Here is a 14972-nt window from a genome sequence, read left to right on the forward strand (position 1 = left end):
AAATGGTGCTTCAAATTACAACATAAGGGGCGGTGCAACCATGAAAATCAAAGCGGCCATTGACAAAATCCCCGGCGGGATGATGTTGATCCCTTTGCTCATAGGGGCTATCATTCGTACGTTTTTTCCATCCATATTTGATTTGCCGGAATTCAAAAGCTCGTTTACGGGAGGACTTTTAACCGGGACTTCGGCTTTGCTGGCAGCATTCTATATTTGTTTAGGTTCCACGATCCGCTTTCAGGCCACCGGCTATATTTTGAAAAAAGGCGTGAGTCTTTGGGTCGGCAAAATTGGCACGACCTTTTTGATCGCTTTGTTGATCAAGGCTATTTTCCCGGATCAAAACAATCTCTTTCTGGGATTGTCCGCTTTGGCAATCATAGCTGCTTTCTCCGATACGAACGGCGGCCTTTATATGGCGCTGATGGGACAGCTCGGAAGAAAAGCCGAGGACGTTGCCGCTTATTCGATTATGTCGCTTGAATCCGGTCCTTTTTTCACCATGCTGATTCTGGGCGTAGCCGGACTGGCAAGCTTTCCGGTTCTGGCGTTCGTGTTCGCGATCCTGCCGCTGATTCTCGGCATGATTCTCGGTAACCTGGATGAAAAAATGCGGGAATTTTTAAGCAAAGGACAAGAAGTCCTGATTCCATTGTTCGCGCTGGCCATTGGGTCGGGCATTAACCTGACCAACGTGGTCAAAGCCGGTTTCTCCGGCGTGCTGCTCGGGATTGGCGTTGTCGTGATTACCGGCGTGATTCTGTTCCTCATCGACCGTCTGACCGGCGGAAACGGCGTAGCCGGCATTGCCGCTTCGTCTACCGCAGGGAATGCTTCAGCCGTGCCGATGGCCGTTGCAGCCGTATACACCGGCTACTCCGCCATTGCGGCTACAGCAACGCTTCAGGTTACAGCCGCCGTTATCGTGACGGCTATTCTGACACCGCTGCTCACCACCTGGTTCGCCAAACGCGCCGAGCGGCGTAAAGCAACCGCTTAACTCTTTCACGCCATCATTTTAGTTGTACTATAGAGAATGCAGTAAAATAAGGAAGTGGAGAACTCATGCGTGGTTTTTACATCATTGCGGACGATTTGACGGGCGCCAATGACGCAGGCGTACAGCTGTCGAAGATTGGCATTGCCTCAACCGTCTGGCTGGATTTTCAAGAAGACGCTTTGGGATCGGCCGGAGACGTGGCAATTATCGACACCGACAGCCGGGCGGCGGAAGAACGGGTCGCTTATGAACGAAGCAGCAAGGCGAGTTCGATTCTTCGGAGTCATGGCTACGAGCATGTTTATAAAAAAATGGATTCAACGTTAAGAGGAAATGTCGCCGCCGAGCTGGCGGCCGTCGTTTCCGTTCATCAGCCTGAAATCGTGGTGGTTGCGCCTGCTTTTCCAAAAATGAACCGGCAAACCTTAAATGGATGCCAATACGTAAACGGCCGGCTTGTTTCGGAAACGGAGTTTGGACGGGATCCGAAGACGCCGGTCACGGACAGCAGCATCCCGAATTTGTTTAAGGGTTATGTAGACGCTAACCGGATTTGCCTAATCAGCCAAACTGAATTGGCGGATTCGCCGGAACAGACGAAAAACAAAATTCTGGAGCAGGCCGCAGAAGGCCCGGCCTGGTTTATCTGCGACGCTTCCACGGATGCCGATTTGGAGGCGATCGCCCGGCTGTTTGCCCAAACCGGCAAACGGACGGTATGGGCCGGATCGGCCGGCCTGATCGAGCAGCTGCCGGCTGCGCTGAACTTGAAGCAAACGTTCAGCGGTCAGCCGGAACAGCTGGACATTACCCGGACGCTGACGGTTTCCGCCAGCTTGTCCCAGGTGACCAGGCGGCAGCTCGAGAGAGCTCGGGCGCTGCCGGACGTTTTTTTCCTCGAGATGAATCCGGCGGATTTGATCCGGCAAACCTACGAGGTACAGGATATTGTTCGTACGTTTGCAGGGAATGCGGACTACAGGCATTTCGTGCTGTTCGTGGATCCGTCGGCGGAGAACCGGGAAGCGACAAAAAAGCTGGAAGCGGAGCTTTCTATGAGCAAAACGCAAATCAGCGAAGCGATCTCCAGGGAGCTGGGCACGATTGCCCGGGCGATTCTGCAGGCTTTTTCCGATATCAACGGGCTGGTGCTGACGGGAGGCGACACGGCTAAAGCCGTTTGCAACCGGCTGGGCATGACCCGGCTGCGGCTGTACACCGAGGTGGAACCCGGACTGCCGCTCGGCAAAATGAGCGATGCGCCTTCGTCCCGGGACTATTGGACCGTTACGAAAGCAGGCGCTTTCGGCAGCGAAAATTCTTTGGCGAATGTACTAAGTTATATGAACGGAAAGGATGAATGAACATGAGTCAAATCAAACCGATTGTCGGAATCACTATGGGGGACGGAGCGGGCGTAGGACCCGAGGTTATTTTAAAAAGTCTGGGCGATCCGGAGATTTATGATCTCTGCCGTCCCGTTGTCATTGGCGACAGCAAAATTCTGAACCGGGCCAAAGCTTTTGTCCACAGCGATTTAAAGGTCGAAACCGTTCAAGAGGATCAAATTGCCGATCTTCCGTATGCCTACGGGACGGTCTACTGCCTGGATCTGAACCTGCTGAGCGAGGACCTGCCTATCGGCCAGGTGTCGGCCGAAGCCGGCCATGCCGCGTTTGAATATTTGGCTAAAGCGATCGATCTGGCGAAAAAAGAGGCGATCGACGCCATTTGCACGGCTCCGCTGAACAAGGAGGCCCTCCATAAAGGCGGGCACAAATATCCGGGCCATACGGAAATTCTGGCCGATTTGACGGGCACAAACGAGTTTTCCATGATGCTGTCCGCGCCTAAACTCAAAGTCATCCACGTCACGACCCATGTCGGGATTATAGACGCCGTGAAAATGATTAACCCTGAACGCGTCTACCGGGTGATCCGGCTGGCCCATGACACGCTGGTCAAATCGGGCATCGAAAATCCGAAAATCGCCGTTTGCGGCATCAACCCGCATGCGGGCGAAAACGGACTGTTCGGCTATGGCGAGGAAGAGGAAAAGGTAGTTCCGGCCGTGAACAAGGCGCAGGACGAGGGAATCAACGTTGTTGGCCCGCTGCCTGCGGATACGCTGTTCTTCCGCACGGTCCGCGGCGATTTCGATATCGTGGTGGCGATGTATCATGACCAGGGACATGGTCCTGTCAAGGTGCTTGGCCTCGATGCGGGCGTCAATATTACGGTCGGCCTGCCGATCATCCGTACGAGCGTCGACCACGGCACCGCGTTCGACATTGCCGGCAAAGGCATCGTGGAAGAAAAAAGCATGACCGAAGCGATCCGCCAGGCCGTCGAGCTGGCTCCAAAAAGAAAATAAATAAACAAACAAAAATCGCCCCTTAAAGCAGACATTGGAAGAGTGCCGGGAAGTGCACTTCAGTGAAGCTTTAAGGGGTATTTTCTTTTGTTGGCTTTATTTTACAGTTTCGATTGAACAGGAGTTCACGGACCGCGGATCGAATAAGATGCTAGAAGCAGGCCACAGGCAATAAGCTGGAACTAGGCAACGCAAAATAAATACACCTACAAAGGAGCACGGCATGGACAAGAAACAGCTTGTTATTTTTCTGGATAGCGGAGATACGATCATTGACGAATCTACGGAAGTAAGGAATGACGAAGGCATTGTCATCAGCGCAGATGTGATTCCCGGTGCAGATGTCATGGTCAAGACGCTTTACGAACGGGGTTATACGCTTGTACTGGTAGCGGACGGGGATACGCAGTCTTTCTATAACGTCATGAAGCAAAACGGATTATTCGACTATTTTACGGCTATGATTATTTCCGATAGTATCAAGGCAACCAAGCCGAGTCCCCGCATGTTCAAGGCAGCGGCGGGCGCGGTAGAGCTGACTGAGCAGGATTATGGCCGCATTGTGATGGTCGGCAACAATTTAAGCCGTGATGTTAAAGGGGCGAATGCGCTGGGCATCACGAGTATTTTTCAGAGCTGGACTCCGCGTTATCCGTCTGAGCCTGCCGATGAAACCGAACGGCCGGACTATATCATTCTGGAGCCGCTGGAGCTTCTGGAATTGGCGGATCGTCTGAATGAGCGGCTGGAAGCGCAGCTGCAAATCCGCGGCTGACTTCAAATTAACGGACAATAACCCCGCACTGGAGCTTACCCCGGTTCGGGGTTTGTTTTATCTCCTGAACTTATTGTAAATTAGAAGAGCACATAGCTGCATATTATTGGAAAAGGGGAGGCGTTTGGAGATGGCGCAAGTCAGTTTTGATCTGAGCGGCAAAGTTGCAATCGTAACCGGAGCCGGCCGCGGAATCGGGCGGGTCGTTGCGGAGGGATTGGCTCATGCAGGAGCGGATGTGGTCCTGACGGCAAGAACGGAAGCGGAGGTGCTCCAGGCCGCGGATGAAATCGGTCAGGCTGCAGGCAGGAAGACGCTGGGCCTTTCTTTTGACGTAACGGACAAGCAGGCCGTAGATTCCGCTGTGCAGCGGGTAGTGGAGGAATTTGGACATATTGACATTCTGGTGAACAATGCCGGTACAACCATTCGCAAGACCGCCTTCGAGTTTGGCGAGGAAGAGTGGAACTTTATTTTCGATACGAACCTGAAATCGATTTTCTTTATCTCCCAGGCGGTTGGAAGGCATATGGTTGAACAAAAATACGGCCGGATTGTAAACATCTCTTCCGCGGCTTCGGAAATGACCCTATCTTTCTCAACGGCCTACGGCCCGAGCAAAGCGGGCGTCGTGCAGCTGACCCGGCAGCTGGCGACGGAATGGGCCAAATTCGGCGTAACGGTCAATGCCGTCAGCCCGTGGTTTTTCAGAACGCCGTTAACCTATCAAAATCTGGACAAACCCGAAGTGAAGCAGGTCATTGAAAAGAGGACGCCTATGGGGAGATACGGAGAATTAATCGAGCTTGTGTCCCCGGTTTTATTTTTCTGCTCGGACGGCTCGAGTTATGTAACCGGGCAAAATTTGCTGGTGGACGGCGGCGCCTCTCATTTTGCTTTTTAAAGGGTTTAAACGGCGGTTAAGTCTCGAAGTCCCGATTCATCAAATAATCCGCCGAAAGAGGGCTGCTGTAGTAGCATAATGCTTTAAATAGAGAAAAGCCCGCGTTAGCGCGGGCTTCAGGCTGTCGAGAAACCCCCTGTTTTTTTGCAGGGGGTTTAAAATTTCCTTATTAGTTTATAAAAATGGGTTCTCAGATCGTTTTAAATCCATTTTTGTTTTAAAAGATGAGTCTCCCCATATAAAAAACAGAGTGTCGAAAAGTCCTCTGGACTTTCTCGACACTCTGAAGCCCGCGTTAGCGCGGGCTTTTTTGTATTTTTAAATTTAAACGGGAGGGGGAGTACAGAGTACAGCCCACTTTATTCTTTATTCGATCACGATTTGTTTTTTGGACCGGCCGTCATCCTGGCGTTTAGGAATTTCCAGCTTCAGCACCCCGTTGTCCAATTTAGCCTTGATGCCTTCTTCGTCAATGTTTTCCACATAGAACCGGCGGACAAATTCTCCGGAGCGGCGTTCCTTGCGGATCATTTTGCCGACATCATCTTTTTGCTCGGTATATTCATCCCGTTTGGCCCGAATAGTCAAATAATCGTTGTTAATTTCAACATGAATATCTTCTTTCGGGATGCCCGGAAGGTCCGCTTCAATGCAATACCGGTCTTTTTCTTCCCGGATATCCGTCCGGAAGGACTGGGCTCCGCTGCCAAACGGGGAGAGCCATTGATCTTCAAACATCTCATTGAAAGATTTCAGCATCTGTCCGAAATGATCCTCGTTTCTTCTGCGGAAAGGCGTCAAATCAAACATACGAATCAGCTCCTTCATTAGGCTTTGGGTTGAAGTTCAACTTACACTAAAAATTATAGTTCTCGGCTCTCCCGCCTTCAAAGCCGTTTTTTGGCCGATAAATCGGATTGGGATCGAAAAAAAGTCATTTCAGCGAAATAGATCGATAAGAGGTATTATTTGACCTTTTTTGACCTTCTGACTTTGTTTGACTAATCGATGGAAGCGGGGATGCCTGATAGCAAAAAAAGGCCGCTTTCAGCCCATAATATCGGTCAGTGCAGCGCTGAAAGCTTCGTTTTCTGCATGGGTGCCGACTGAAATGCGGATATGGCGGGGCAGGTTCCAGATGCCGCCATACCGGACGATTATGCCTCGTGACAGCAGCTCTCCATATACCCGTTTCGCCTCTGCTCCAATTTCCACCAGCACAAAATTGCTCATCGTTTCGGTATAAGCTAACCCGAGCTCCTGAAAGACCCGATACAGCTGGCGTTTGCCGGAAGCATTAACCGCAAGCGTCCTTCCGACATGCTCCTCATCCCGAAGTGCGGCTTCGGCGGCTGCCTGGGCCAGCATGTTGACGTTAAAGGGTTCTTTCACCTTGGCAATATGCTGAATAATCGCTTCCGGCGCGATTCCATACCCGATTCGGAGTCCGGCCAGACCATAGATTTTGGAAAAAGTCTGCAGCACGATCAGCGGATATCCGGCCTTGATAAATTCCAGGCCATTGGTGTAATCCGGCGCTTCCGCGAATTGGCTGTAAGCCGCGTCCAGCAGGACGATCGCATGACCGGGCAGCTTGTCCAGCAGCAGCCGCAGCTCATCTTCAGGGAGATAGGTTCCTGTCGGGTTGTTGGGCGAGCAGAGGCAAAGCAGCCGGGTTCGTGGCGTTACCGCCTGGAGGATGGCGCCGATGTCAAACTGAAAGCCCGTGTCCAGGTGCACCGGAACGACGGTTGCTCCCATTAAATGGGCTCCGAATTCATATTCGCTGAAAGAAGGGCTGCATACGATCATTTCATCCCCCGGATCCAGGAAGGTTTCGGCAATCAGGGTAATCAGCTCGTCGCCCCCGTTGCTGATCAGAAGCTGATTAGGCTTGATTGCATATTGATCGGCCAAAGCCTGACGCAGCCGGGACGCTCCGGCATCCGGATAGCGGTGGATCTCCGGCAGCAGCCGGGAGACGGCTTCCAAGGCCTTGGGAGAAGGCCCCAGAGGGTTCTCATTTGAAGCCAGTTTAATGACCTGCGATAATCCGCGCTCCTGCTGCAGCTCCCAAATCGGCTTCCCTGGCGAATAAGGGGTAATTTGCTGCAAGGCACCGCGCGCTTGGACGTTCCATCGGTTGTTCATGGATTTTCCCTCGCTTTACCAGTTTGTTTTGAGGATTTCGAAACGGATAAACGGCTTAAATATAGCGCTTCTTAAGTCTGTTGTAACCAGCCATTCGACCGGAATATCAAGCGGTCCGCTGCCGAAGGGAAATCGGTTGGCCAAAAAAATTCAGGAATGGATGGTTACGCGGGAACGGGTACCCGGTATATTCGATTTTGGCTTAAGACAAGACCAGAGCCTTGCCCCCGGCAAGTCGTCTATTGACAGCCATACCGTCTATTTGACAACCACAAACTTATTTACCGAAAGGACGGATGCAACATGGATCATCAAACCACACCGCTGCTTACCGCCCTGCGGAGGCATGCTGCAGAAGAACCCGTGCAGTTCCACATCCCCGGCCATAAAAAAGGGAGAGGTGCCGATCCGGAGTTTCGGGCTTTTGTAGGCGACAATGTTTTATCCATTGACCTGATCAATATTGCGCCGCTTGATGATCTTCACCAGCCGGCAGGGGTCATTCGCGAGGCGGAGGCGTTAGCCGCGGATGCCTTTGGTGCGGATGATACGCTGTTTTCGGTGCAGGGGACGACGGGAGCCATCATGACTATGATTATGGCCGCCTGCTCCCCGGGGGACAAAATCATCCTGCCGCGCAATGCGCATAAGTCCATTTTGTCCGCCGTCATTTTTGCCGGGGCGCTGCCCGTCTGGGTAGATCCGGCCAAGGACCGGCGGCTTGGCATCGAGCATGGCGTAACGATGGATTCAATTCGGGAGGCCGTAAGCCTTCATCCGGACGCCAAAGCCGTTTTGATCATTAACCCGACGTATTACGGCACAAGCATAGATTTGCGGCAGGCGGTGAAGTTCATTCACAGCCGCGGTCTTTTGGCCCTGGTGGATGAAGCGCACGGCACGCTTTTACACTGCCATGAACGGCTGCCGATGTCGGCCATGCAGGCAGGCGCGGACATGGCCGCCTCCAGCGTCCATAAGCTCGGCGGTTCCCTGACGCAAAGCTCCGTGCTTAACGTGAAAGGCGGGCGGGTGGATATCAGGCGGGTCCGTTCCTTTATGAGCATGCTGACGACGACATCGACTTCCTATATCCTGCTGGCTTCACTGGATGCAGCCCGAAGACAGCTTGCTCTGCATGGGCGAGCTTTGGCGGAAGAAACCATCCGGTTAGCTGTGGAAACCCGCAAGCAGATTAATGAAATCCCGGGGCTCTACTGCTTTGGCGATGAAATTTGCGAGCAGCCCGGCGTGTTCCACTACGATCCGACTAAACTTTGCATCCATCTGGGGCTGGGCATTACCGGATTTGCAGCCGAACAGTGGCTGAGAGAAACGCACAACATCGAGGTGGAACTCAGCGATCTGACAAACCTGCTCTGTCTGGTTACCTTGGGGGACACCAAGCGGGAGACCGAGCTGCTTATTCAAGCTCTGCGGCATTTATCGGACACGTTTTTCAGGCCGGAAGCCGGAAGTATTGCTCCGAACGGAGCTTCGAGTCCACCGGTGCCCGGTGCGGTCAGTCTCCCTGCGGCAGGCCGGTTTGCGATGCCGCCCAGAGAAGCTTTCTATGCGTTATCGGAAAGCGTGGAGCTGCTCGGCTCCTGCGGCCGGACAGCGGCCGAGTTTCTATACGTGTATCCGCCGGGCATTCCGATTGTCATGCCGGGCCAAACGATAACAGCGGAGGCGCTGGACTATATCGTGAAGCACCTTGAGGCCGGACTGCCGGTGAAGGGGCCGGAAGACCCCGCTGTTCAAAGGCTGCGGGTCGTTGCGGCCGAGGGGGCCCGCCTCGTCTAAGGCGCCCGGCTCTGTTTCAGGGCCGGACCGACTGTTTCTATATCACTTAGTTAAAGGGAGTTGACTAGCATGAAGTTTCGCAAAACGATGCGGAGGCTGGCGGCGTTTCCGGTGCTGACGGCGCTGCTGCTGGCCGTCTCCGGATGTTCCAACCAGGTCAGCGTGCTAAATCCGAAAGGTCCCATCGCGGAGCAGCAGCGAGACCTGATGATCATTTCGCTCGTTTTATGCTGCATCGTCATCGTGCCGGTGCTGATTTTGACCGCGTTTATCTTCTGGCGGTACAGGGACAAAAAGGAACGCAAGGCTTCGTATACGCCGAATTGGGCGCACAGCACCAAGCTGGAGCTGGTCTGGTGGGGCATTCCGATCGTGATCATTTTGATCCTCGCCGTCATTACGGCCAAATCCACCTACGCGCTGGAGCCTTCGAAACCGCTAAAGTCGGATGTCAAGCCGCTGACCGTCCAGGTTACCTCGCTGAACTGGAAATGGCTGTTCCAATATCCGGAGCAGGGCATCGCTACGGTCAACGAGCTGAAAATTCCGGAGGGCGTGCCTATCCGCTTTGAAATTACGGCCGACTCGCCGATGAATTCGTTTTGGATTCCGCAGCTTGGCGGCCAGATGTACGCCATGTCCGGCATGGCGATGACGCTTTATTTACAGGCCGACGGGCCGGGACATTACTGGGGTTCGGGGGCTAACTTTACCGGGACAGACTTTGCCAAAATGTATTTCGACGTCGATGCCGTGAGCAAGGAGCAGTTCGGCAAATGGGTGGACGAAGTCAAAATGTCTTCACCTGCGCTGACGGCGGACGGGTACGACAAGCTGGTTCAGCCGTCGACAACTCCTAAACAAAGCTTTTCGTCTTTCCCTGAGGGACTGTTTGAACAAACCGTCATCAAATATGCGGCGTCTACTCACCAAGCGGAAGCAGCTGCAGGCGATAATAGCGTGAAGGCGGACGGAAGCAGCGCGTCTACGGCTATCCCGGGCCAGCCGGACGGCGGAAATGGCGGAAATGAAACGTCGGGAGAACAACCATGACGGACGTTAGAACAACAGGAAGGGAGCGGCTAAAATGATGTTAGACAAAATCAAAGCGTTTGCTTCCGGTTTTTTTGTTACGGGAGATCCGCTTATTTACGGCGCGGATGTCAGTATCGTGGGAGCGCTTCTGGCCATTTTGTTCGTGCTTACTTATTTCAAAAAGTGGAAATGGCTGTGGCGGGAGTGGCTGACCACGGTCGATCATAAAAAAATCGGCATTTTATACATTCTTTCGGCATTCCTGATGCTGTTCCGCGGCGGGGTGGATGCCCTGCTGATGCGGACGCAGCTGGCCATGCCGGATCTCAAATTTTTGCAGCCGGATCATTACAACGAAATTTTTACGACCCACGGGGTCATCATGATCCTGTTTATGGCCATGCCGTTTATGTTCGGCTTGTTTAACGTGGTCGTACCTCTGCAAATCGGGGCACGGGACGTAGCCTATCCGTTTCTGAACGCGCTCAGCTTCTGGCTCTTTTTCGCGGGTGCGATGCTGTTTAACTTGTCTTTTGTCATCGGCGGTTCGCCGGACGCAGGCTGGCTCGCTTATCCGCCTTATTCCGAGCTGATGTACAACCCGGGAGTCGGGCAGGACTTTTATATTTGGGGCATCCAGATTTCCGGGATCGGCAGCTTGATGACGGGGATCAACTTTATCGTCACGATTCTGAAAATGCGCACCCCGGGCATGAAGCTGATGAAAATGCCGATGTTCCCCTGGTCGGTGCTGTCGAGCTGCATCGCGATCATTTTTTCGTTCCCGATCCTGACGGCAACCTTGGCGCTGCTGTTCCTGGACCGCTATGCCGGCGCGCATTTCTTTACGCTGGACGGAGGCGGAAACCCGATGATGTACATCAACCTGATCTGGATGTGGGGACATCCGGAGGTTTATATTATCGTGCTGCCGGCATTCGGGATTTTCTCCGAAGTGGTAGCGACATTTTCCAAGAAAAAGCTGTTCGGCTACAACTCCATGGTGTATGCGATGATGATCATCAGCATTTTGTCCTTTTTCGTGTGGGCGCATCATTTCTTTACGATGGGTACGGGTGCGGACGTCAACGCCTTTTTCGCTTTGACCACGATGCTGATCGCCATTCCGACCGGGGTCAAAATCTTCAACTGGCTCTTTACGATGTTCCGCGGCAAAATCACGTTTGAAACGCCGATGCTGTGGACGGCCGGGTTTATCCCTTGTTTTGTGGTCGGGGGGATGACAGGGGTGCTGCTGTCGGTAGCGCCTGCCGACTTTCAATATCACAACAGCTATTTCCTGATCGCGCATTTCCATCAGGTCATTATCGGAGGCGTGGTATTCGGTTATTTTGCCGGACTGTATTACTGGTGGCCTAAGCTGTTCGGCTTCAAGCTGAGCGAGCGCATCGGGCGCTGGGCGTTCTGGCTCTGGAATATCGGCTTTTATGTCTGCTTTATGCCGCAGTACGCGCTGGGGCTGATGGGCATGACGCGCCGCTTGGTCACTTACGGCTGGGACAAAGGCTGGTGGGGGCTGAACCTTGTGTCTACCATCGGCGCGGGCGTGATGGGCGTCGCTTTCCTGGTTCAGGTTTGGCAAATCGTGCACGGGGTCAAACATTACCGCAATAACCTCGACACGACGGGCGACCCGTGGAACGGCCGCACGCTGGAATGGTCGATTCCTTCTCCGGCGCCGCTTTACAATTTTGCCGTGCTGCCGCAGGTGTCCGAACAGGATGACTGGTGGGAGCAAAAACAACGCGGAGCGTCTGGTTCAGCGGAAACGGGACTACGGGGCTTGGGACAAGGAGATTCCGCAGCTCCAAAGCTGGAGCCGATCCATATGCCGAGAAACTCGGGCATTCCGATCATCATGGCCGGCTGCTTTTTCCTGGCCGGATTCGGTTTTGTATTCCACTGGCTCTGGCTGATCATACCCGGACTGGCCGGGGTGGCTTTGTGCATGCTGAAGCACTCTTTCAATTACAATACGGATTACTACATTTCGGTTGAAGAAATCGAAAGGACTGAAAAAGCGATTAGGAAGGTGACGGCCTCATGAAATCCATCCAACAGGTGAAAGGACAGGCCGCTTTCTCCGGGGCCCATGAGCAGCATGCTCATGGCCATCCGGATTTGGAGGAGCTCCGTACGTTTGGTTTCTGGATTTACCTGATGACGGACATTATGATTTTTGGTACGTTTTTTGCGACTTATGTCGTGCTGCGGGGCAGCACGAACGGCGGTCCCGGACCGGCTGAACTGTTTGAGCTGGGCGGGGTGATTGCCAGCACGGTCATTTTGCTGACGAGCAGCTATACCAGCGGGCTGGCGGTGCTGGCCATGCAAAAAGGAAAACAGCGGGCTTTGATCGGCTGGCTGCTCGTCACGGCTTTGCTTGGAGCCGTGTTTATCGGGCTGGAAGTGAGAGAATTCGCTCATTTCGTGAGTGAAGGGGCTACGATGGGCCGCAGCGCGTTTTTATCGGCTTTTTATACGTTGGTAGGCACTCACGGCCTGCACGTTACGATCGGCCTGATCTGGATGTTAGCCTTGATCCTGCAGATTTCCAGAAAAGGCATTACGCCAGTGACGAAACGCAAGGTTCAGGTTATCAGCCTGTTCTGGCACTTTCTGGACGTCGTTTGGATCTTCGTATTCACCGTCGTCTATTTGATGGGAGGGAACTGATATGGCGAATGATCATGCAGCCGGGACGCATACCGATGCCGAAGCGCATGGGTCGCTGAAATCGTATACGATGGGCTTTATAATTTCCCTGGTACTGACGGCGCTTCCGGTGGCGATTGTATTGGGTGATTTGATGGATGGCGTTCAGAAAAAGGTAGTCCTGATGCTGGCCGGGGTGCTGCAGCTGGTCGTACAGCTTTTGTTTTTCATGCACCTGAGGGAGGAACGCAAGCCGCGCTACAACCTGATGGCCCTGGCGCTTGGCCTGTTCATTCTGATCATCATTGTCGCCGGCTCCATGTGGATCATGCTGTATAACACGGTAGCTTCCTGATTCTTGCAAAAATAAACAACCGCAAAGGCTTATGCCCTTGCGGTTGTTCGTTTATGGAGCGTCGGGTTCAGCCTCGAACCCGGCTTCGCTTTCGGTTTCAGATTTGCTTCAGCTCCCGCTCTGGACTACATCAGTCCGCGCAGTGCTTTGGCGAAGCTCGCGATGCCCCGGCCGATTTCGTCCGCTTTGGCTCTGGCAAACGTAAAACGGACATACCCCGCGTCGGAGCCGTAGACACTGCCCGGCACAAACACGACGCCGTTTTTAATGGCTTCATCCAGCAGCTTGGCTTCGGGAACATCGGGTACAAGCTTGCACCATAAATGGAGTCCGCCTTCGGGGACCGTATAAAGGACCAAGTCTCCAAGCTCCTTCTGCAGTGCTTCGATCAGCAGATCCCGTTTGAAGATCAGCTGCATCCGCAGCCGGTTCAGATGCGGTTCGAATTGCGGCGATTTTAGGAACTGCGCGGCCACCTGCTGCGGAATGATGCTGAGGCCAAAGTCCATCTGCTGCCGGGCATCAGCCAATCTTTCCACGATGGCATGCGGGGCAACCATCCAGCCGACCCGCAGTCCGGAAGCGGCGATTTTGGAGAAAGAGCCGATGTGCAGCACGGAGCCGTTGACGTCCGCCGCTTTAAACGGCAGCGGGGTTTCTCCGTTATAGGCCGTCAGGCTGAACGGATCGTCCTCCACGATCGGGAGCCCCAACTCGCTGGCGACGTCCAGCAGCTGCTTGCGGCGTTCGGCGCTGGTTACCGTGCCGGTCGGATTCTGAAAATTAGGATTCAGAAACACCATCTTGATCCGGTGTTTCTTGTGGAGCAGCCGGATCTCTTCGGGATTTACGCCGCAGCGGTCCACCGGAAGCCGGAACAGCCGAAGCCCCGCAGACTGAAACATCGGCAGGGAATAGCAATAGGAGGGATCTTCGACCGCAACCGCGTCCCCCGGCGACAATAAACATTGCGTAATCAAATACAGCGATTGCTGGGAGCCGGAAGTAATCAGAATAGACGATTCCCCCGTTTCAATGCTCCGGTATTTGCTCAGATAAGGAACAAGCGCTTGCCTTAGCGGGACGTAGCCCTGCGGGTGATCGTACCCTAAATAAGAGGTGTACTGATGCCCGTTCATCAGCGCCGTAATTTCTTCAATCGGCGCCAGATCTGCGGATAGCTCGCCGCTCGCGAAATCGATCAGGGAAGGCTGCTGGTTCAGCGCTTCCCTGATTTTGCGCATAAACGGCAAATTTGGCAGGAAGCTGCCGCCTTCCACGTACCGGTTCCAGTTCGGCGTATGTTTGGGCGTGGCTCCCCATTTGGTCCGGCTTACACGGGTACCGCTGCCTGACCGGCTTTCGATAATGCCCATCGCCCGCAGCTCCCCAAAAGCCATAATAATAGTGCTGCGGTTGACTCCAAACTGCTCGGCCAATTTTCTTTCGGACGGCAGCAGGCTGCCCGGCGGGAATTCGCCGTAGGATATTCGCTGCTCCAGATGATCGGAGATTTGTTCATATAACGTTTGTTTGCTTTGGCGATCGGGCCTCCACATGCTGCGACGACCTCCCCAGTAGTGCTTTTTTAAGTTAGTGCTTTTTTAAGTTAGTGCTCTTTCGGGTGATTGTGATTTTTATCATAGCACTGTTTATTGGCGATTCAGATGGCTGTTTCCGGCTAAACGTGACAAAACTAAAGCGATTTTATTGCAAATTGTTGAACATGGATGGGTGAAAAGAAGGTGAAATGGCTGGTTCACCAGCGAAATTTCCGGGATTTGGAGGATGAACGACCGGTTATCGGCTAAAGACGGCCCGTTATTTCATAAGGTTACGTTTATAAATGGATGGGCCTAATTGGTCCGATTTTGGGTGGTCTGATTTTCGGGA

13 protein-coding genes are annotated in these 14972 nt (G+C 53.4%); 10 read left to right on the forward strand and 3 right to left on the reverse strand.

Annotated elements, in window-relative coordinates:
* Window positions 1-40: 40 nt before the first annotated feature.
* From AC3ZPD_RS10240 to AC3ZPD_RS10260, 5 genes are all read left to right on the forward strand, one after another.
* The gene (locus tag AC3ZPD_RS10240) at window positions 41-1003 is read left to right on the forward strand and encodes a 2-keto-3-deoxygluconate permease (protein ID WP_490984186.1); all 963 of its coding nucleotides are present in this window, start codon (window positions 41-43) and stop codon (window positions 1001-1003) included.
* Window positions 1004-1068: 65 nt separating this feature from the next.
* Complete coding sequence (locus AC3ZPD_RS10245) at window positions 1069-2367, forward strand: four-carbon acid sugar kinase family protein (protein ID WP_490984187.1); 1299 nt, start codon at window positions 1069-1071, stop codon at window positions 2365-2367.
* Window positions 2368-2369: 2 nt separating this feature from the next.
* A complete protein-coding gene (pdxA, locus tag AC3ZPD_RS10250) occupies window positions 2370-3377 on the forward strand; it encodes a 4-hydroxythreonine-4-phosphate dehydrogenase PdxA (protein WP_490984188.1) in 1008 nt (335 codons plus the stop codon).
* Window positions 3378-3600: 223 nt separating this feature from the next.
* Window positions 3601-4152 carry an HAD family hydrolase gene (locus tag AC3ZPD_RS10255; protein WP_490984189.1) on the forward strand — a complete coding sequence of 184 codons (552 nt, stop codon included), beginning with the start codon at window positions 3601-3603 and terminating at the stop codon, window positions 4150-4152.
* A gap of 130 nt (window positions 4153-4282) precedes the next feature.
* Window positions 4283-5056 (forward strand): SDR family NAD(P)-dependent oxidoreductase, encoded by a 774-nt coding sequence (locus tag AC3ZPD_RS10260; RefSeq protein ID WP_490984190.1) that lies wholly within the window; start codon window positions 4283-4285, stop codon window positions 5054-5056.
* Window positions 5057-5422: 366 nt separating this feature from the next.
* Here AC3ZPD_RS10260 and AC3ZPD_RS10265 read toward each other — a convergent pair whose 3' ends face one another.
* Entirely contained in the window at window positions 5423-5866 is a 444-nt protein-coding gene (locus AC3ZPD_RS10265) for an Hsp20/alpha crystallin family protein (protein ID WP_490984191.1), read from the reverse strand.
* A 237-nt stretch (window positions 5867-6103) separates the two neighbouring features.
* Entirely contained in the window at window positions 6104-7207 is a 1104-nt protein-coding gene (gene hisC, locus AC3ZPD_RS10270) for a histidinol-phosphate transaminase (RefSeq protein WP_490984192.1), read from the reverse strand.
* A gap of 303 nt (window positions 7208-7510) precedes the next feature.
* Between hisC and AC3ZPD_RS10275 the strand changes: the two genes are divergently transcribed.
* From AC3ZPD_RS10275 to cyoD, 5 genes are all read left to right on the forward strand, one after another.
* A complete protein-coding gene (locus AC3ZPD_RS10275) occupies window positions 7511-9013 on the forward strand; it encodes an aminotransferase class I/II-fold pyridoxal phosphate-dependent enzyme (RefSeq protein WP_490984193.1) in 1503 nt (500 codons plus the stop codon).
* A 69-nt stretch (window positions 9014-9082) separates the two neighbouring features.
* Window positions 9083-10066, forward strand: coding sequence for a ubiquinol oxidase subunit II (gene cyoA / locus AC3ZPD_RS10280; protein WP_490984194.1), 984 nt, complete (start codon window positions 9083-9085; stop codon window positions 10064-10066).
* Between the two features lie 37 nt (window positions 10067-10103).
* Window positions 10104-12116 (forward strand): cbb3-type cytochrome c oxidase subunit I, encoded by a 2013-nt coding sequence (locus tag AC3ZPD_RS10285; protein ID WP_490984313.1) that lies wholly within the window; start codon window positions 10104-10106, stop codon window positions 12114-12116.
* Complete coding sequence (gene cyoC, locus AC3ZPD_RS10290; protein ID WP_490984195.1) at window positions 12113-12745, forward strand: cytochrome o ubiquinol oxidase subunit III; 633 nt, start codon at window positions 12113-12115, stop codon at window positions 12743-12745. Before AC3ZPD_RS10285 ends, cyoC begins: the two co-directional genes overlap by 4 nt.
* A gap of 1 nt (window position 12746) precedes the next feature.
* Window positions 12747-13079 carry a cytochrome o ubiquinol oxidase subunit IV gene (cyoD, locus tag AC3ZPD_RS10295; RefSeq protein ID WP_490984196.1) on the forward strand — a complete coding sequence of 111 codons (333 nt, stop codon included), beginning with the start codon at window positions 12747-12749 and terminating at the stop codon, window positions 13077-13079.
* 125 nt (window positions 13080-13204) lie between these two features.
* On the opposite strand, the gene pdxR is transcribed toward cyoD, so the two are convergent.
* Complete coding sequence (gene pdxR, locus AC3ZPD_RS10300; protein WP_490984197.1) at window positions 13205-14638, reverse strand: MocR-like pyridoxine biosynthesis transcription factor PdxR; 1434 nt, start codon at window positions 14636-14638, stop codon at window positions 13205-13207.
* Window positions 14639-14972 lie beyond the last annotated feature (334 nt).

It is taken from the genome of Paenibacillus mobilis (assembly GCF_058267595.1).

Bases quoted from the DNA above. Each gene is read 5' to 3' on its own strand.
- AC3ZPD_RS10255 (WP_490984189.1), top strand. From the start codon at position 3,601: ATGGACAAGAAACAGCTTGTTATTTTTCTGGATAGCGGAGATACGATC.
- pdxR (WP_490984197.1), bottom strand. From the start codon at position 14,638: ATGTGGAGGCCCGATCGCCAAAGCAAACAAACGTTATATGAACAAATC.
- AC3ZPD_RS10285 (WP_490984313.1), top strand. From the start codon at position 10,104: ATGTTAGACAAAATCAAAGCGTTTGCTTCCGGTTTTTTTGTTACGGGA.
- AC3ZPD_RS10265 (WP_490984191.1), bottom strand. From the start codon at position 5,866: ATGTTTGATTTGACGCCTTTCCGCAGAAGAAACGAGGATCATTTCGGA.
- AC3ZPD_RS10245 (WP_490984187.1), top strand. From the start codon at position 1,069: ATGCGTGGTTTTTACATCATTGCGGACGATTTGACGGGCGCCAATGAC.
- pdxA (WP_490984188.1), top strand. From the start codon at position 2,370: ATGAGTCAAATCAAACCGATTGTCGGAATCACTATGGGGGACGGAGCG.
- cyoA (WP_490984194.1), top strand. From the start codon at position 9,083: ATGAAGTTTCGCAAAACGATGCGGAGGCTGGCGGCGTTTCCGGTGCTG.
- cyoC (WP_490984195.1), top strand. From the start codon at position 12,113: ATGAAATCCATCCAACAGGTGAAAGGACAGGCCGCTTTCTCCGGGGCC.
- hisC (WP_490984192.1), bottom strand. From the start codon at position 7,207: ATGAACAACCGATGGAACGTCCAAGCGCGCGGTGCCTTGCAGCAAATT.
- AC3ZPD_RS10275 (WP_490984193.1), top strand. From the start codon at position 7,511: ATGGATCATCAAACCACACCGCTGCTTACCGCCCTGCGGAGGCATGCT.
- AC3ZPD_RS10240 (WP_490984186.1), top strand. From the start codon at position 41: ATGAAAATCAAAGCGGCCATTGACAAAATCCCCGGCGGGATGATGTTG.
- cyoD (WP_490984196.1), top strand. From the start codon at position 12,747: ATGGCGAATGATCATGCAGCCGGGACGCATACCGATGCCGAAGCGCAT.
- AC3ZPD_RS10260 (WP_490984190.1), top strand. From the start codon at position 4,283: ATGGCGCAAGTCAGTTTTGATCTGAGCGGCAAAGTTGCAATCGTAACC.